10 protein-coding genes are annotated in these 18,822 nt (G+C 72.0%); all 10 read right to left on the bottom strand.

Annotated elements, in window-relative coordinates; all coding sequences use genetic code 11:
• Nucleotides 1-144 precede the first annotated feature (144 nt).
• Nucleotides 145-1,164 (bottom strand): guanitoxin biosynthesis L-enduracididine beta-hydroxylase GntD, encoded by a 1,020-nt coding sequence (gene gntD, locus ABT008_RS25055; RefSeq protein WP_350698968.1) that lies wholly within the window; start codon nucleotides 1,162-1,164, stop codon nucleotides 145-147.
• Entirely contained in the window at nucleotides 1,161-1,388 is a 228-nt protein-coding gene (locus tag ABT008_RS25050) for an MbtH family protein (RefSeq protein ID WP_350698966.1), read from the bottom strand. Before ABT008_RS25050 ends, gntD begins: the two co-directional genes overlap by 4 nt.
• 1 nt (nucleotide 1,389) lies before the next feature.
• Nucleotides 1,390-2,430 carry a class I SAM-dependent methyltransferase gene (locus ABT008_RS25045; RefSeq protein WP_350698964.1) on the bottom strand — a complete coding sequence of 347 codons (1,041 nt, stop codon included), beginning with the start codon at nucleotides 2,428-2,430 and terminating at the stop codon, nucleotides 1,390-1,392.
• An 11-nt stretch (nucleotides 2,431-2,441) separates the two neighbouring features.
• Complete coding sequence (locus ABT008_RS25040) at nucleotides 2,442-3,188, bottom strand: HalD/BesD family halogenase (RefSeq protein WP_502890503.1); 747 nt, start codon at nucleotides 3,186-3,188, stop codon at nucleotides 2,442-2,444.
• Between the two features lie 93 nt (nucleotides 3,189-3,281).
• Nucleotides 3,282-4,118, bottom strand: coding sequence for an alpha/beta fold hydrolase (locus ABT008_RS25035; protein ID WP_350698960.1), 837 nt, complete (start codon nucleotides 4,116-4,118; stop codon nucleotides 3,282-3,284).
• A gap of 22 nt (nucleotides 4,119-4,140) precedes the next feature.
• Nucleotides 4,141-6,081: a RiPP maturation radical SAM C-methyltransferase gene (locus ABT008_RS25030; protein WP_350698958.1), complete on the bottom strand. Its 1,941-nt coding sequence runs from the start codon at nucleotides 6,079-6,081 to the stop codon at nucleotides 4,141-4,143.
• Nucleotides 6,069-6,611 (bottom strand): flavin reductase family protein, encoded by a 543-nt coding sequence (locus tag ABT008_RS25025; protein ID WP_350698956.1) that lies wholly within the window; start codon nucleotides 6,609-6,611, stop codon nucleotides 6,069-6,071. The genes ABT008_RS25030 and ABT008_RS25025 overlap by 13 nt, the downstream gene beginning before the upstream one ends.
• On the bottom strand, nucleotides 6,611-8,167 hold the full coding sequence (locus ABT008_RS25020) for a tryptophan halogenase family protein (protein WP_350698954.1): 1,557 nt from the start codon (nucleotides 8,165-8,167) through the stop codon (nucleotides 6,611-6,613). The genes ABT008_RS25025 and ABT008_RS25020 overlap by 1 nt, the downstream gene beginning before the upstream one ends.
• On the bottom strand, nucleotides 8,164-8,382 hold the full coding sequence (locus tag ABT008_RS25015; RefSeq protein WP_131051449.1) for an MbtH family protein: 219 nt from the start codon (nucleotides 8,380-8,382) through the stop codon (nucleotides 8,164-8,166). The genes ABT008_RS25020 and ABT008_RS25015 overlap by 4 nt, the downstream gene beginning before the upstream one ends.
• Before the next feature lie 12 nt (nucleotides 8,383-8,394).
• Complete coding sequence (locus ABT008_RS25010) at nucleotides 8,395-18,816, bottom strand: non-ribosomal peptide synthetase (RefSeq protein WP_350698952.1); 10,422 nt, start codon at nucleotides 18,814-18,816, stop codon at nucleotides 8,395-8,397.
• Nucleotides 18,817-18,822 lie beyond the last annotated feature (6 nt).

Here is an 18,822-nt window from a genome sequence, read left to right as displayed (position 1 = left end):
CCCGCCGCGGGGCCCCCCGGGGGCGCGCGGCCCCCCCCTCGCCCGCTGCCCCCCCCTTTTATCATCCCCCACCCCCCCCCCCCCCCCCCGGGGGGGGGGGGGGGGGGGGGGGCGGGCCCCCCCCCCCCACCACCGGTGTTCCGGTCAGACCAGCACCCGGCTGCCCGCCGGCGACCCGCTGCCCGACCGCAGGTTGCGGCTGACCGTCAGCTTCTTCAGCCACCGGTCGGTCCCGTCGTAGCGGGCCCGGAACGACTTGCGGCCGTGCACCGCCTGGTAGTTGTCGACGATCAGCAGCGTGCCGCGCTCCACCACCACGTCGTGCTGGTGCGCGAGCAACTGCGAGTGCAGGGCGTCCAGCGCCCGCCGGGCGGCAACGTCGTCGTCACCGCCCACGCACCGCATGAAGGGCAGGTCGATCCGCAGGTACGGCCGGGACGGATCGCCGAACAGCACGGCGACCGGCTCCGGCTCGTCCCGCATCCGCTCGACCAGCTTGAGGGCCGGATGGTCCGGCTGGCTCAGGGTGAGCTGACGGATGTGCTCGTCGTCGGGAAGGATGTGGTAGCGCGGCTGCCGCAGCACCTCGACGTCGGCCGGGTCCAGGTCCAGTTCCCGCACCGACGCCACCGTGGTGGCCACCTTGTCCTCGTTGCGGACGCCGAACAGCAGCAGGTAGTCGCAGCGGCTCGGGTGGAAGGCGTCCTCGGTGTGGAACTCCAGCAACGCCTCGCTGCCGTGACCGTTCTGCCGCGCCTCGTCGCCCGCGATCGGCACGATGTTCTGGACGAGCCGTCCGCCCTGGAGCGTGGTCCAGGTGAACGGGTCCCCCAGCGCCATGCCGCACAGCGCCATGAACACCTCGACCTCGGTGACGTGGCTGCCCCGACGCTCGGCGTCCCAGTGCGTCGGCGTCGGCCCGACCTGCCGGTCGTCGACCGGAAAGCCGAGCACCGAGCAGGCCGCCGCCGGCTCGCCGTGCCGGAACTCGTCCAGGAACTCCCACAGACCGGCCGGCAGGTGCCGCACCGCGGACCGGTGGCGATCGTAGAAGTCCGGCTGCCGGGGGTCCACGTCGGACGTGGATCGTAGGGTCTCGCCGATCGCGCGTAACGCGGTGAGATCGGCGTCGCTGAGCTGGTATCGGGGCCAGTCGGTGGTCACCGGGACGCTCCGGAGTCCGCCGCCATCGCCCGGGCCAGGCTCGCCGGCCGCATGTCCGTCCAGGTGACCTCGACGAAGGCCAGGCAGTCGTCACGCCCGGCCGGGCCGTGCGCCACCGTCCAGCCGTCGGGCACCGGGTTCGACTCGGGCCACAGGGAGTACTGCGCTTCGGCGTTGACCAGCACCAGGTAGGTGCCGTCAGGCCGGTCGAACGGGTTGGACATCTCAGGCGCTCCTGGGGGCCGACGGGACCAGCTCGAAGAGGATCCCGGACGGAGGAGCGGCCACGTGACGCTCGCGGACCAGGTCCCACCCGGCCGCCTCGAACGCCGTCAACCACTCGTCCCGACTGGGGATGTAGACGCCCATCAGGGCGTGGATCAACTCGAAGCCGAGGGTGAAGATGGTGGTCGTCTCCGGGCTGGCCGGTCCCGGGGTGCGGACCACGTCGCAGAGCAGCAGCCGCTTGACGTTCGGGAACGCCCGGCGCAGGTTGGCCAGCCCGTCGACGCACCGCTGCATCGGCCAGAAGTCGTGGCCCATGAAGACGCAGGTCACCACCTCCACGTCGGCGAAGACCTCGGTGGGCTCCAGGGTCAGCACGTCGCCCTGGACGATGTGGACCCGGCCCTCCAGGCCCGCGTCGGCCACCGACTTCTCGGCCAGTTCCACCGAACCACGGGCGATGTCGACGCCGACCGCGCTCACCGACGGGTCGCGCTGGGCGATCCGGATCAGGCGCTGCCCGGAGCCGCAGCCGAGGTCGGCGATCGCGGCGAAGTCGAGCCCGGTGACGATCTCGTCGAAGAGCGGCTCCACCTCGCTGTCGCCGATCAGGCGGGAGCCGATTGCCACGGCCCGCATGTCTCGGTGGTAGAAGTCGCCCACCCGCTGCTCGGGCGCGGCGACGTCGGGGGCGATGGAGAACAGCTCGCCGCACCCCTTGACCACCCAGTAGAAGTAGCCCCGGGCGGCGTAGACGTCGGCGAAGCCCGGCCCGACGGTGTACCGGTCCCCGTCGGCCTCGACCACCTTCGCCCAGACCAGCGTGTCCAGCAGCCCTCGGACCACGCCGTGGTCGAGACGGTTGCCGGCGGCCGTGGCCACGTCCGTGCCGCCCTCGGCGTGCAGCAGGTCGAGCAGGCCGATCTGGTGGCTGGCGGAGATCGCCGAGGTGACCACGTAGGACGAGAAGAGGCTGGCGGCGGCTCCGACCGTGTACGAGGGAGCGCCCGCCGGATATGTCTCGACGATCGTGTCGGTCATTGTTTCCTCCTTTAGCGGATTTGCGGCGCCGCCGGAGACGACTCAGCCCACAGCGCGTCCATCGTCTCGTGTGAGATGTGCCGATCCAGATCGGTGGTGGCGGCGTAACCCATATTGATGATCGTCCGTACTCCCCCGGTGATCGGATAGACCCTGTGCAAGGTGGTGTCGGTGCGCATCAGATAGAGGTCACCGGGCACGAAGGAGGCCGAATAGGTCGGGCCGGCCAGAAATGCCCGGTGGATCTCCGGGTTCTCCTTGTTCCACGTCGTCCCCGGCACGCACTGCACGAAGCCCCCGTGCTCGACCGCCGGGCACTCGATGATCCAGACCAGCGCGAAGGCATAGTCGTCCCAGTGCCAGCCGTGCGTGTCGCCGCTCTCCTCGAGCCGGGTGATCACGTACTGCTCCGGCTCGTACGGACAGGGCAGCACCGCCTCGCCGGCCACCTTGGACAGCAGCGCGAGCAGGGCTTCGGACTCGTACACCGCCGGGATGACCGTGCTGCGCTCGGCCACCTCGTCGCGGCGTACGTTGCGCATCCGACGCAGGGTGTTGCCGGTCGCGGCGAACCGTAGGTCGCGTCGGACACCGGCCTCGCCGACCAGGTTCAGCACCTCGGTCGCGACGGTCTCCTTCAACTCCTCCGGAACGACGAAGGACACTTTTGTGAAACCGTACTTCGCGAGGTGCTCACGTGCCTCGGCCAGCTGTTCCGAGCTGACCTCGTGCGCCGCGAGTCTCGCGAGGGGATCCACCACAGAAGCTTCCACAGTTACCTCCTATTCGCTTCTCTTACGCCGTTTTCGCCCATGCCCGAGCCGCCGATCGCGGCGCGGACCGCGCACTTTTCATTGCGTCGAACGTGTGGAAGGAACACGGTCACCGAAGAACTCGACGAGCAGCGCGTTGACGGCGTCCGGCCGTTCCAGATAGCCGAAGTGCCCGCACCGGGCGACCTCGGTGAACCGGGCGCTGGGGATCGCCTCGGCGACCTCCCGGCCCAGATGCGGCGGTGTCACCAGGTCGTCGGCGAAGCCGATCACCAGAGCGCCGTCCGGCGGCGGCGTGACGGCCCGGTACGCGTCGAGCCGGTCCGCCATCCGTTCCAGCTCGGTCTGGGCCTCGGCCACCTCGAGGGAGGGTGGGAAGAACTCCATCAGGTCCAGCCAGGAGCGGGCCTGCTTCTCGTCGTTGAGCGTGTGCGGGGACAGGCTCTGGATCAGTCGCCACACGGCGTACGCCTGCGGCGGCAGCTTCGCCTCCCCCAGCGCGATGGCAGCCTCCGCCGTGGCGAGCGCGCCCCGGAAGGTGTCGGTCCGGCCCCGCGTCGCCATCAGCACCGCCTGCTGCACCAGATCCGGCCGGGCGACCATCACCTCCTGCACCACGTGCGCGCCCATCGACGTGCCGACCAGCCGGGCCCGGCCGCCGCAGAGGCGCTCGACCAGGGCGACGACGTCGCCGACGAGGTCCTCCACGGTCGGCTTGGCCGCGCCCGGCGGCAACGGCGCGACCCCACGGTTGTCGAAGGTGACCACCCGGTACCCGGCCGCCACCAGCGCCGGCACCTGGTGCAGTTGCCACACGCTGCCCGGGCTGCCGGTCCCCATCACCAGGACGACCGGCTCCCCGGTGCCACGCTCGGCGTAGCTGATCTTCGTGCCGTTGGCCACGACGAGTGGCATGACTGGCTCCTTCGATCCTGGGTCAGGCCACCGGAAGGGACAGGTTCCGGGCCGGTCGGGTCGGCGTCAGCGGCAGCGAACGGGTCCCGCCGACCACGGTGCGGCGCGGGCGGGGCATCGGGTCGACGTCGCTGTCGGAGACGCAGACACTCATCACCCGGTGCCCCTCGAAGAAGAGCAGCCCGCGTTCCCGCAACCCGGCCAGCCGCTTCTCCAGTTCGTCGGCCAGATGCGGCAGTTCGGCGCCGAGCTTGTCCACCCGTACCGGCTTGTCGAGGTGCAGCAGCAGCTCGGTGTCGACGTCGTCGATCGGGTAGACCAGCTCGGCACCCGAGCGGGTGTCCCGGATCGTGGTGCCGCCGTCGGTCCGGGTCAGGGTCAGCGCCGGGCCACTGCCCGCCGCCCACGCCGTGTTCCACTGCCCGACCCGTTCGCGCAGCGGGCGCAGCCAGGTCGCCGATGAGATCATGTAGTCGGAGACGTTCTGGTCGGCGAAGTAGTAGGCCACATCACGCAGCCCGTCGCGGTCGAACGGGTACGTCAGCCGGTAGTGGTCCACCGGCTCCAGGTCGAGCCCGTACTCGGTGGCGTTGTTGAAGTACGGGCTAAACCTGTCGAACCGCACCGGGAAGCAGCCCTGCGGCGGTGGCAGGTGGGACAGCAGCGGCAGGTCGTCGACGTAGCGCCGGTAGGTCTCCTCGGCCTCGCCGGGGAACCCGATCAGGAGGTTCCACACCGGGCTGATCCCGAGCCGCAGGCAGTTCTTGAGGAACTGGATGTTCTGGAACGACGACGTACCCTTGCGCATCAGCTTGAGCGTCGGCGTCGCCATCGCCTCGATGCCCGGCTGGATCTCGTTCACCCCGGCGCGTTCCAGCACCGTCATGTCCTCGATGTCCAGGCCGACCTTCACCTCGTAGAAGATCGAGATGCCCTCGGGCGGGTCGAGCTTCGGGAACACCTCGGTGAGGTAGTCCATCGGCATGATGTTGTCCGTGCAGCAGTACTTCTTGGCCCACGGCGCGTGCGAGAACAGCCAGTCGAACTGCTTGAGCGCGTTCTCCGGTCGCATCGCCCGGTAGGCCATGGTCTGACCGTTGAGGCCGCAGAACGTGCAGTGCGCCCGCTCGCCCCACCAGCAGCCCCGAGAGGTCTCGAAGAACAGCATCGGCTCCGCCGCGGCGGCCGGAAGCTGCACCATCTGGTCGAACGAGGCGCGGAACTCGGTGTAGTCCGGGTCGAAGTAGTCGTCGATGTCGGCGTTCGGGCCGATCCCCTTGCGGTAGCGGCTCTCCATCTGGTTGCGCCGGGTGACGACGCCACGGATCCGGTGCGCCCGCTCCAGGTCGTCGTCGAGCACGCTGCGCAGGAACTCGGGGAACGTGACCAGCGCTGGGCCGGAGAAGACGAAGTCGAGCTGCGGGCAGTTCTGCGCCAACGCCGCGCCCATCGGCGCCTCGCAGTTGGCGCCGCCGATCAGCGTGGTCACCGCCGGGTTGCGGTCCTTGACCATCCGGGCCGCCGCGAGGCTGGGCAGGTTCTGGGTGAACATAGAGCTGAAGCCGAGCAGGTCCGCCTCGTCGAGCCGGTACTTCTCCACCATGCTGCGCAGGAAGTCCTTGAGGCCCTCGCGGCGACGCAGCACGGTACGCCGCAGGTCGGCCTTTGCCGGGCCGGTGAAGTAGCGGCTGAAGTACTCGTCCACGTTGTCCGGCAGCTCCGGGAAGGCGAGCTGCCGGAACATCCAGTCCCCCACCCCGGCGACGTGGAAGTCCATGTCCCCGGCGATGGCGTCGTACTCCTGGGCGCCGAAGTAGCGGACGAAGTCGTGGTTGATGTAGCAGACCCGTACGTCGAATTCGTCCGGGAAGTCCCGGCGGACCAACGCGGAGAGCTGGCTGAGCGCGAACGACGGTCGACGCCGGTCGGCGAAGGGCATGTTGACGAGGACTAGCTGGCGCACGTGGACCCTTCCACGATCGAGGGCTGCCACCGCGAGTACTGGCGCAACCCGTACAGCAGTGGGGTGTCGGCGGTGTACTGGACGTCGGAGACCTGCCCCACCACCAGCGCGTGGTCACCGACGATCCGGACGTCGGAGAGCGTGCAGGCGGCGAACCCGCAGGCGTCCTCCACCAGCCACGGCAACCGGTCGTCGCCCCGGGGCTGCCAGACGACCTGGTGGAAGCGGTCCGCCTGACCGGTGGCGAAGACCTCCGCCGCCCGCTGGCCCCGGGCGTGCAACAGGTTGACCGCGAACCGCCCCCGGTCCTCGATGGCGGCCAGCGTGCGGCTGCCCACCTTGAGGCTGACCAGCAGGGTCGGCGGCTCCAGCGTGACGCTCATCAGCGACGAGCAGGTCAGTCCCCACGGCGCCCCCTCGCCGTCCACGCTGGTCACCACCGCCACCCCGGTCGGGAAGCCGCTCATGAAGGTGCGGCAGCCGTCGGCCAGCGACGGCTCGGACCCGGGACGCATCGGTACGACCGTCATCACCCCTCCGCCGCCGGTTGGATGGTGCTCAGGTACTCGTACGCGCTGGGCAGGGTCTTCACCAGCCGCTCGGCGTCGGCCCGGATCGCGGCCAGCTCGGCCGACGCGCGGACCGGGTCGATGTGCGCCAGGGCCGGCCGGGGGCTCTTCGGCGCCAGACCCATGCCGAGGCAGATCGTGATCCACGAGTAGACCTCGAACCCGTGGTAGTACGGGTAGATGGTGCTCTCGTCGAGCAGCCGCACCGCCGCGGTCTCCAGCCGCTCGGCCAGCCCGTCCGGGATGGCGCGGACCTTGGTCTCCCGCCAGTAGTCGGTGTCCTGCCGGGGCGAGGCGACGTAGTGCAGGACCAGGAACTCCTTGACCCCGTCGATCACCCGCGCGACCTTGTCGTTGTAGCCGCGCATCAGGGTCTCGTCCCAGGTGTTGTCCGGGAAGTGCTTCACCAACTGCTCGATGGCGTGCTGGATGAAGAAGATGCCGGTGGACTCCAACGGCTCGACGAAGCCGCTGGACAGGCCGACCGCCACGCAGTTGTTCACCCAGGACCGCTCGTTGCGGCCGATCCGCATCCGGATGTGGTTGGCCTCCAGCTCGTCCTGCCCCGGCGCGGCGAACTCGCGCAGCGTGCGCTCCGCCTCCTCCGGCTCGCAGAACTCGTCGGAGTAGACGTAGCCGGTGCCGATCCGGCCATACAGCGGGATGGTCCAGATCCAGCCGGCGTCCTGGGCGGTGGCCTTGGTGTACGGGGCGATACCGTGCTCCGCCATGTCCCGGGGCACCCGCAGCGCCACCGCGCGGTTGTTCGGCAGCACGTCGGTGAAGGAGACGAACTTCTCCTTCAGGGTCTGGTTGATCAGCAGGCCCCGGAAGCCGGTGCAGTCGATGAAGAGGTCACCGGTCACGTCGCCCTGGTTGCGGGTGGAGACGTGGGTGATCCAGCCGCGCTCGTCCTGCCCGACACCGACCACGTCGTCGACCACGTGCCGGACGCCCTGCGCGACGCCGAGCTTGGTCAGGTAGCGGGCCATCAGCGCGGCGTCGAAGTGGTAGGCGTACGGGAACTGTGCCCGCTGCTCGTCCAGGGTGGAGCGGCCCAGCTCGCCGTCGAGGCTGGCGGTGAAGAGAGTCCCGTCGAGCATCCGGGGCGAGCGCTCCGCCTCGCACAGGTACGGCGTGATGAACGAGCCCCGGTCGAAGCTCTCGGTCGGGTCGCCGAGGGCCAGGTTCCACTCGGCGGCGGTGAACCCGTCGGAGGTACGCAGCCGCTCGAACGGGTGGAAGAAGTGGCTGCCGTCGCCGCGCCAGTTGTCGTACTTGATGGCCAGCTTGTAGGAGCCGCTGCACTGCGGCATCCAGTCCCGCTCGTCCAGACCCAGGTAGTCGAAGAAGTGCCGGATGGTGCTGAACGTCGCCTCGCCGACGCCGATCGTGCCGACCGCCGCCGACTCCACGAGGGTCACCGAGATCCGATCCTGGAAGGCGGTCTTGAGGTAGGTGGCGGTCATCCAGCCGGCGGTCCCGCCACCGACGATGACAACGTTACGGATCATCATGCCTGTGCTCCCTGGATCGCTTCCCGAACGGTCCGCACGCTGCGCGGCCGCATGTCCTTCCACACCCGGTCGATGTGGTCGAGGCACTCCTGACGGGTGCCGTCGGTGCCCTCGTCCTGCCAGCCCGGCGGGTTGGGCCGGTCCGACCACCACACCGAGTACTGCTCCTCGTGGTTGACCACGACCTTGAAACGGACGTCATCCGGCTGCGTCATCGGTGGTTCCTCTCATGTCGTGGTGATCTCGTGGTCGCGGGCGTGCCGCAACCGGTCGGCCAACGCCGGGCCGATGGTGTCCAGCGCCGGAGCCTGCGTCATCCGGTCGTGCTCGCAGTCGACCGGCAGCACGTCGACCCGGCCGTCGACGTACGCCTGCCAGACCGTGGCCGGGTCGAGGCGGTCGTCCCAGGTCTGGGTGGCCACGAACAACTGCACGTCGCCGTGGAAACGCCGGGGCGTGAACGCGTCCATCAGGCGGGCGTTGTTCAGCACCACCCCGGTCAGCGCCGCCACGGTCTTGGCGTCGAGCAGCTCGTCGCCCGGGTCCGGCCGGGTCCCGTCGTCGGAGACCGCGTCCCGGTCGCCGGACGACCCCGGTCGGCCGAGGGCGTCGAAGAGGAGCGCGCGGGCTTCCGCCGCGGTCTCCACCCGGACGTCCTCCACGTCCATCGCCGGGTAGCTGTCGATCAGCGTGAGCACCGCGACCCGCTCGCCGTCGTCCTGCAGGCGGGTGGCCATGGCGTGTGCGACCAGGCCGCCGAACGACCAGCCGAGCAGGTGGTAGGGGCCGTGCGGCTGGATCCGCCGGATCTCGGCGAGGTAGTCGGCGGCCATCTCCTCGACGCTGCCGGCCAGCACCTCGCCGCCGTCCGCACCGCGCGCCTGCAACCCGTAGATCGGCCGGTCGATGCCCGCCTGCCGCAGCAGCCCCGAGTAGCACCAGCTCAGACCACCGACCGGGTGTACGCAGAACAGCGGCTCGCCGTCGCCGTGCACCCGCATCGGCATCAGCACGTCGAACGGGTCGGCGGTCACCCCGGACTCGACGGCTGCGGCGAGGCTGGCCACCGTCGGGTTCTCGAACAGCGCCCGGATGGTCAGCTCCACGCCCAGCGCGGTGCGGACCCGGGACACCAGGCGGGTCGCCAGCAGCGAGTGGCCGCCCAGGTCGAAGAAGCCGTCGTCGACACCGACCGTCTCCAGGCCCAGCACCTCGGCGAACAGACCGCAGAGCACCGTTTCGCGGGGGCCCACCGGTCCCCGGCCACCGGTGCCGCCGGTCGACTCCGGGACGGGCAGCGCCGTGCGGTCCAGCTTGCCGTTGGGGGTCAGCGGCAGCGAGTCCATCGGCACCAGCGCCGAGGGCACCATGAAGCCGGGCAGTTGTTCCCCGGCCTGCGCCCGCAGCGCGGCCAGGTCGACCTGTCCGCCGGCGACCGGGCAGACGTAGGCGACCAGCCGCTGGTCGCCGGGGCGGTCCTCGCGTACCACCACGGCGACCTGGCCGACGGCGGGGTCGGCGGCCAGGACGGCCTCGATCTCGCCGAGTTCCACCCGGAACCCGCGGACCTTCACCTGGTCGTCGGCGCGTCCGACGAAGCTCAGGTTGCCGTCGAGTCCCCAGCGCACCACGTCGCCGGTGCGGTACATGCGCGATCCGGGCGGGCCGAACGGGTCGGCGACGAACCGGGTCGCGGTGAGTCCGGCCCGTCCCCAGTAGCCTCGGCCCAGCCCGGCGCCGGCCACGTACAGCTCACCGGCCGCGCCCGGCGCCACCATCCGCAGCGCCTCGTCCAGCACGTACAGCCGGGAGTTCAGGATCGGCTTGCCGATCAGCGGCACGTCCCCGTCGGCGACCCGGTACGCCGCGGTGTCGTTCGAGCACTCGGTCTGGCCGTAGAAGTTGTAGCTGGCCGTGTCCGGGGTGGCCCGCATCGCGTTCCACAACGTCTCGGTGACGGCCTCGCCGCCGACCATCAGCACGGTCGGGTGGTGCCGGCCGTCGGCGAACATCCCGGCCGCGACGAGCTGCTGCATGAACGACGGCGTCAGGTCGACGAACCCGATGCGCTGCCGATCGATGTAGTCGACGAACGCCTCCGCGTCGCGGCGGACGAAGTCGTTGATGACGTGCAGCTCGTGCCCGTCGAGCATCCAGAGCAGCGAGTCCCACGAGGTGTCGAACGTCAGCGGCGCGGTGAAGCCGATGCGCAGTCGGCCGCCCCCGGCCGCCGCCACCTCGGGGCGGAAGAACGTGTTGCGGTGGCTCCAGTACAGGTTCACCATGCCCCGGTGCTCGATGACGACCGCCTTCGGTCGGCCCGTCGACCCGGAGGTGTAGATGACGTACGCGGGGTTCTCCGGCCGCAGCGGGTGGAGCCGTTCCGGGTCGGCCAGTTCCGCGTCGGAGAGCGCGGCCAGCTCGGTGCGGACCGCCTCGTCGTCGAGCTGGACCACGGGGGTGGTCAGCGGGGGCAGCGCCGCGAGTCCGGCGGCGGTGCCGAGCACGACCACCGGTGCGGCGTCGGCCAGCATGAAGGCCAGCCGGTCCGCCGGATGCTCCAGGTCCAGCGGCAGGTACGCGCCACCGGCCTTGAGCACCGCGAACAGCGCCACGACCATCTCCGCCGACCTCGGTACGGCCAGCGCGACCACCCGCTCCGGGCCGACCCCCCGGTCCACCAGCAACCGGGCCAGCCGGTTGGCCCGCCCGTCCAGCTCGGCGAAGGTCATCCGGGTGTCGTCGTGGACCACCGCCACCTCGTCACCGGTGGCGGCCACCTGCTCGGCGAGCAGGTCGATCAGCCGCACCGGCGGCGCGGGCCGGACCGGTCCCATCCAGTCCTCGGTGAGCGCCCGACGCTCCTGCGCCGACATCACCTCCAGCTCGCTGACCGGCAGGTGCGGGTCGTCGGCGGCGGCGGACAGCAGCCGCGCCAGGCGCTCGGCCAGAGCCGCCACCGACGGCTCGTCGAACAGGTCGGTCGAGTACTCCAGGTAGCCGCGCAGGCCCGCCGGGGAACCGTCCGGGCCGTAGTCCTCGAACACGTCCAGCGTCAGGTCGTACTCGGACACCCCGTGCCGGACCGCCTCGTGGCTGACCTGCAAACCGGCGAAGTCGAACGCGGCCGAGGCGTTGTTCTGGAAGGCCAGCAGCACCTGGAACAGCGGGAACCGGGCCAGCGAGCGGGTCGGGCTGACCGCCTCCACGACCCGCTCGAAGGGCACGTCCTGGTGGTCGTAGGCGGCCAGGTCGGTGTCGCGTACCCGGTCGAGCAGCTCCACGAAGGTCGGGTCGCCGCCGACGTCGGTGCGCAGCACCAGCGTGTTGACGAAGTAGCCGACCATCGCCTCCAGCGCCGGGTCGCCCCGGCCCGCCGACGGGGTGCCGATCGGGATGTCGGTGCCCGCGCCCATCCGGGACAGCAGCGCGGCGAGCCCGGCCTGCACCACCATGAACAGGCTCAGCCGCCGGTCGCGGGCCAGGCGTAGCAGCCCGTCGTGCTGGTCGGCGTCGAGTCGCAGGGCGACGGTGTCCCCCGCGTAACTGGCCACCGGCGGGCGGGGCCGGTCGGTGGGCAGCGACAGTTCCTCCGGCGAACCGGCCAGGTTGGCCCGCCAGTAGTCGAGCTGCCGGTTGACCTCGCTGTCCCGGTCGCCGTCGTCGCCGAGGATCTCCCGCTGCCAGACCGCGTAGTCGGCGTACTGCACCGGCAGTGGTGACCACTGCGGGGCCTTGCCCTGCCGACGCAGCGAGTAGGCGTCGGCCAGGTCCCGGCTCAGCGGTGCGAGCGACGCCCCGTCGACCGCGATGTGATGCATGACCAGCAGCAGCACGTGCAGTTCCGGGTCGATCCGGAAGACCTGCGCCCGCAGCGGGATCTGCGCGGCGAGGTCGAATCCCTGCGCGGTGGCCGAGGCCAGCGCGTCGGCCAGGTCCGCCTCGGTGACGTCCCGCACCGGCATCGGCGGCCGGGTCGGCGGCAGGACCGTCTGGAACGGCACCCCGCCCTCCTCGCCGAAGACGGTACGCAGCGGCTCGTGCCGCGCCACCAGGTCGGCGACGGCGGCGGCGAGCGCGTCGGCGTCGAGCGGACCGGCCAGCCGCAACGCGATCGGGGTGTTGCGGGCCCCGGTGTCGGTGCCGTCCATCCGGTCCAGGAACCACAGGCGCTGCTGGCCGAAGGAGAGCGGGATCCGCTCGCCACGCGGCACCGGGCGGACCGCCGGCCGGGCGGTCACCGTGGGGTCGATCGCCTTGGCGAGCGTGGCCACCGTCGGGTTCTCGAACAACGCCCGGATGGTCAGCTCCACCCCCAGCACCGACCGCACCCGGGAGACCAGGCGGGTGGCCAGCAGCGAGTGCCCGCCCAGGTCGAAGAAGCCGTCGTCCACGCCGACCCGGTCGACGCCGAGCACCTCGGCGAAGAGTCCGCAGAGCACCGACTCGCGGGGACCGCCCGGCCGGCGGCCGCCACCGGTGCTGCGGGTCGGTGCCGGCAACGCCGCCCGGTCCAGCTTGCCGTTGGGCGTCAGCGGCAACGCCGACAGCTCCACGATCGCCGACGGCACCATGAAGCCGGGCAGCCGCTCGGCCGCCATGGCCCGCAGCTCCTCCACGTCGACCCGGGCACCGTCCGCCGCGCAGACGTAGCCCACCAGTCGCTGGTCGCCGGGCCGGTCCTCGCGGACCACCACCGCGACCTGCCCCACCCCGGGCCCCGCCGCCAGCATCGCCTCGATCTCGCCGAGTTCCACCCGGAACCCGCGCACCTTGACCTGCTCGTCGGCGCGACCGAGGAAGCTCAACCCGCCGTCCGGCCGCCACCGCACCAGGTCACCGGTGCGGTACATGCGCGATCCGGCCGGTCCGTACGGGTCGGCGACGAACCGCGAGGCGGTCAGGCCGGGCCGTCCCCGGTAGCCACGGGCCAGCCCGGGACCGGCCACGTACAGTTCGCCGGCCGCCCCCGGTGCCACCAGGCGCAGCCCCTCGTCCAGCACATAGGCCCGGGCGCCCTCGATCGGACGGCCGATGTCGGCGCGGACCGACTGCGGGTCGGGCGGGCTGTCCGCCCCGTACACCCGGGAGCTGACGTCGATGGTGGCCTCGGTCGGCCCGTACGCGATGACCATGCGGCGGCCCGTCGACCAGTATGCGGCCACGTCGGGCGGGCAGCCCTCGCCGCCGGTGATGATCGCGCGCAGGTGCGGCAGTTCCCGTTGCGGCACGGTGGCCAGCACCGACGGCGGGATGTGCGCGTGGCTGATCCGGTGCTCGGCCAGGTAGGCGTGGAGTTCCTCGCCCGCGACGGTGGTCGGCGACACCACGAGGCAGCCGCCGGCCAGCAGCGCCATCGACACCTCCGCCACCATCACGTCGAAGCTCGGCGACACCAGTTGCGACACCCGCGCGCCGGGCCGGGCGTCGTGCCGGGCGATCTGGTTGGCCAGCAGCCCGGCCAGACCGGCGTGGGTCACCTCGACGCCCTTGGGCCGACCGGTGGAGCCCGAGGTGTAGATGAGGTACGCCGCGTCGGTGACCCGCAGCGGGCCGAGCCGGTCGGTGTCGGACAGGTTCGCCGGGGAGGCCGCCGTCAGGTCGATCTCCTCCAGCACCACCGTCGCGGACGCCTCCGCCACCGGTGCCACGGCCAGCCCGGCCCGGCTGGTGAGCACCACCGTGGGGGCGCTGTCGTCGAGCAGGAAGGCGAGCCGCTCGGCGGGATACGTGAGGTCCACCGCGAGGTAGGCCGCGCCGGTCTTGGCGACCGCGACGATGGCGACGATCAGGTCGATCGAGCGGGGCAGCGCGAGCGCGACGGTCCGCTCCGGGCCGACGCCCCGGGCGACGAGGGCCCGGGCCAGCCGGTTGGCCCGCTCGTTCAGCTCGGTGTAGCGCAGCGTGCGCCCGTCCGCCTCGACGGCGGGGGCCGACGGGGTGGCCGCGACCTGTGCCTCGAAGAGTTCCGGCAGGGTCAGGGTGGACGGCGCACCGGCGCTGCCCGCCCAGGTGGTGAGCAGTTCCCGCCGTTCCCGCTCGGCCAGGATCTCCACCGCGCAGACCGGTGCCGTCGGCTCCGCGACCAGGTTGCCCACCAGCCGGACCAGCCGGTCGGCCAGCAGCTCGACGGTGGTGTGGTCGAACAGGTCGGTGGCGAAGTAGACCTCGCCGGTGAGCCGGTCGTCGACCAGGTGCATCATCAGCGCCAGGTCGAACTGGAGCGACGAGAGCGCGAGATCCTGCGTCCGCACCTCGACGTCGGCCAGCCCGGTGGGCTCGTCCTCCGCGCCGGCCAGCGTGAACATCACCTGGAACAGCGGCGACATGCTCTGGTCCCGGACCGGGTTGAGCCGCTCCACCACCTGGTCGAAGGGCACCTCGGCGTGGCTGAGCGCGCCGAGCACCGTGCCGCGTACCCGTTCCAGCAGCTCGGCGAAGGTCGGACCGTGCGGGCTGTCGCCGAGCTCGGTGCGGATCACGACGCTGTTGACCAGGAAGCCGACCACGTCGGCGAGTTCGGGGTGGTCGCGGCCGGTGACCGGGGTGCCCACGGCGATGTCACGCTGGCCGCTGACCCGGGCCAGGAGCACCTGGAAGGCGGTCAGCAGCACCATGAACGGCGTGACGCCGCGTGCCGCGGACAGCTCCCGCAGCCGCCGGACGGTCTCGGCCGGCACCTCCAGCCGCACCCGGTCGGCGGCGAAGCTGGGCGTCGCCGGGCGCGGCCGGTCCAGCGGCAGGCGCAGCACCGGCAGGTCGGCGAGTTGCCCCTGCCAGTAGCCGAGCGCCTCCTCGTACCGGCCGCTGTCCCGCCGTTCCCGCTGCCACCAGGCGAAGTCGGCGTAGTGCAGGGTCACCGGGTCGAGGTCCGGTGCGGTGCCGGCCCGCCGGGCCCGGTAGCACTCGGTCACCTCGCGCCAGACGACCTGGTGGGACCAGCCGTCGTAGGCGATGTGGTGCAGCACCACCAGCAGCACGTGGTCGTGCTCGCCGACCCGCAGCAGGAAGCCGCGCAGCACCGGGCCGCTGCCCAGATCGAAGGGGCGGGCCCACTCGTCGTGCAGGACCCGGGTGATCAGGTCGTCGGCGAGGCCGGTGACCGGGACCACGGGCAGCTCGACCGGGTACGGCGCGTCGACCACCTGCACCGGGCCGTCGTCGGTGGCGACGTAGTGGGTCCGCAGGATCTCGTGCCGGGCGACCACGTCGCCGAGCGCGCCGGCCAGGGCGTCCACGTCGAGCGCGCCGTGCAGCCGTACCGCGACCGGCATGTTGTACGCCGGTGACTCCGGTGCGTACTGCCAGAGGAAGTAGAGCCGCTCCTGCGCGTACGACAGCGGCATCCCGCCGGGCAGGCGGGGCACCGGTGCCGGTGCCGGGCCGCCGGTGTGCGCGGTGGTGGCGAGCCGGGCGGCCATCGAGGCGACCGTGGGCGCGTCGAACACCGCCTGCACCGGCAGTTCGATCCCGAGGGTCTGGCGCAGGCCGAAGACGACCCGGGTGGCCAGCAGCGAGTGCCCGCCGATCTCGAAGAAGTCGTCGTGCACGCCGATCGGGTCGGTGCGGTCCAGCACCTGCTGCCACACCTGCGCCACGGCCCGTTCGGTGTCGTCGCGCGGGGCGACCCGGTCCACCGCGCCGTCCTCGGGTGTGACCGCCGGCAGCCGGGACTTGTCCACCTTGCCGCTGAGCGTGCGGGGCAGCCGGTCGATCGGCACGAACGCCGAGACCCGCAACTGCGCCGGCAGGCGCTCGTCCAGGTACGCGCGGAGGTCGCCGCCGGTGGGTGCGGTGCCGGTCGCGGCCACCACGTACGCCACCAGCCGGTGGTGGGAGACCCCGTCCCGGACCGCCACCACGCACGCCTCGCTGACCGCGTGGTGCCCGCGCAGCACCGCCTCGATCTCGCCCGGCTCGACCCGGTGGCCCCGGATCTGCACCTGGTCGTCGCTGCGCCCGATGAACTCCACGACCCCGTCGGCGAGCCACCGGCCCCGGTCACCGGTGCGGTAGAGCCGGCTGCCGCTGTCGCTTCCGTACGGGTCGGGCAGGAACCGGTCGGCGGTGAGGCCGGGCCGGTTCAGGTAGCCCCGGGTCACCCCGTGGCCGCCGACGTACAGGTCACCGACCACCCCGATCGGGACCGGACGCAGCCGCTCGTCGAGCACGTACACGGCGGTGTTGGCCACCGGGGAGCCGACCGGCACGATGCCGGAGGCGGTGCTCACCCCGGGCCGGGCCGGGAACATGGTGCTGTCGATCGACGTCTCGGTGGCGCCCCAGGCGTTGACGATCCGGACACCGTCCGGCAGCACGGCCAACGCGGCGGCGTAGTCGCTGACCGCGAAGCTGTCCGCACCGACCATCAGCAGTTTGACCTCCGGCAGCCGCCGGCCGCTCTCGGTCAGGTGCGCGGTGATGGCGGTCAGCACGGCGGGCACCGTGTCGAAGGCGTCGACGCGCTCCGCCGCCAACGCGTCCACCAACGCCTGCGGGTCCCGGGCCAGCGAGCGGGGACCGAGCACCAGGCAGCTACCGAACGCCAGGCTCCGGACCACGTCACCGACGAAGACGTCAAAGGCGGAGCTGGCGATCGTCATCCAGCGGCGCAGCGGCCCCGGGTCCCAGGTGGTCCAGGCCGCGCGCAGGTTCGCCGTGCCGCCCCGGGTGACCATCACGCCCTTGGGCGTACCGGTCGAACCGGAGGTGTGGATCACGTACGCGAGGGCGGACGGCGGCGCGGTGCGGGGTGGCCGGGCGGCCGAGGTGTCGGCGAGCGTGGCCGGGTCGTCGAGCCGGATCAGCCGCCACGGACCGGCGGGCAGGTCGGGTGCGGTGGTGGCGTCGCAGAGCACCACGGTCGGGCTGGCGTCGTCGAGCAGCACGGCGATGCGGGCGGCGGGCTGCTCCGGGTCCACCGGCATGAACGCGGCGTCGGCCTTGAGCACGGCCAGCGGTGCGACCACGGTGTCGTGGCCGCGTCCGACACAGATCGCCACCCGGTCGTCGATGCCCACACCGAGCCCGCGCAGCAGGTTCGCGATCCGGTTCGCGCGGTCCTCGACGCCTGCGTAGTCGAGCGTCCGCCCGTCCCAGACCAGCGCGGGTGCGTCCGGGGTGGTGTCCGCGTACGCCTCGAAGTGCTGCTCGACGGAGATCGACGGCGAGTAGCTGAGCCGGGTGCTGTTCCAGTCCCGCACCAGGCGACGCTCGTGGCTGGTGGAGAGTCGGTAGTCGCTGATCGGGCGGTCCGGTGCCTCGGCGATGCCGGTGAGCAGCTGTGTCAGGTGCTCCACGATCCGCTCGGCGGCGTCGGCGTCGAAGAGGTCCACGCTGTACTCGAGTTCACCGGTCAGCCCCTCCGGGCTCTCCCGAAGGCCGAGCGTGAGGTCGACCTGCGCGCCCTGGGCCGCCCCCGAGTACGGCTGCACGTCCACATCGCCCAGGTCCCAGGCGTCGTTGGCGCCGGCCGCGTCGCCGTCGGTGGTGAACATGACCTGGAACAGCGGGGTGGCGCTGGCGTCCCGGGCCGGGTTGATCCGCTCGACGACCTGGTCGAACGGCACGTCCTGGTGGGCCAGGCCGTCGAGCACCACGCCCCGGACCCGGGTCAGCAGCTCGGTGAAGGTGGGGTCGCCGGAGAGGTCACCGCGCAGCACGACGGTGTTGGCGAAGAAGCCGACCAGCCCGGCGACGGCGTCGGAGTCCCGGCCGGCGACCGGCGTGCCGACGGCGATGTCCGGCTGACCGGAGAGCCGGGAGAGCAGCACCTGGAAGGCGGCGAGCAGCACGACGAACGGCGTGCAGCCGGTGGACCGGCCGAGTTCCCGCAGCCCGTCGGCGACCGGTACGGGCAGCCGGACCGGCACCCGGTCACCGGCGAAGGTGGGGGTGGCCGGACGGTGCCGGGCGACCGGCAGGTCCAGCACCGGAACGTCGGTCAGTTGCTCCTGCCAGTGCCGCAGACCGGCCTCGTACCCGCCGTCGGCCTGGCGGCGGCGCTGCCACCAGGCGACGTCGGCGACCTGCACCGGCAGCGCGGGCAGCCGCTCGACCGCCGCCGCACCGTCCCGGTAGACCGCGGACAGCTCCCGCCACATGATCGGCAGAGACCACCCGTCGCAGGCGATGTGGTGCATCACCAGCAGCAGCACGTGCTCCTCGGGCGCCCGCCGGAACAGCGTGGCCCGCAGCACCGGCCCCTCGGCCAGGTCGAACGGCCGCAGCGTCTCCGCGTCGATCAGCTCACGCAGCGCCGCCTCCGACCCGGCCGGTACGTCGACCATCGGCAGCGGCACCGGGGCCGCCGCGTCGACCACCTGCTCCGGGCCCTGCGCACCGTCGACGTACCGGGTCCGCAGCACCTCGTGGCGGGCCACCACGGCCGACAGCGCGGTGCCCAGCGCCGCCACGTCCACCGCTCCCCGCAGACGCACCGCCACCGGCGCGTGGTACGCCGCCGAGGCCGGCGCCAGCCGCCACAGGAAGTAGAGCCGCTCCTGGGCGAACGACAGCGGCAGTGCCTCGTCGCGCGGGGCGCGGGGAATCCCGGTGGGACGCGCGTCGCCGCGGCCCAGCCGCTCCAGCAGCAGCCGGCGTCGCTCCGGGGAAAGCTGGGCGAGCCGCTCGGCGAGGGTGTCAGACATGGAGGT

It is taken from the genome of Micromonospora sp. NPDC002389 (assembly GCF_040296095.1).
Lineage (GTDB): Bacteria > Actinomycetota > Actinomycetes > Mycobacteriales > Micromonosporaceae > Micromonospora.
The sequence above is the reverse complement of the archived record's forward strand: the minus strand, read 5'-3'. Positions and strand labels throughout refer to the sequence as shown.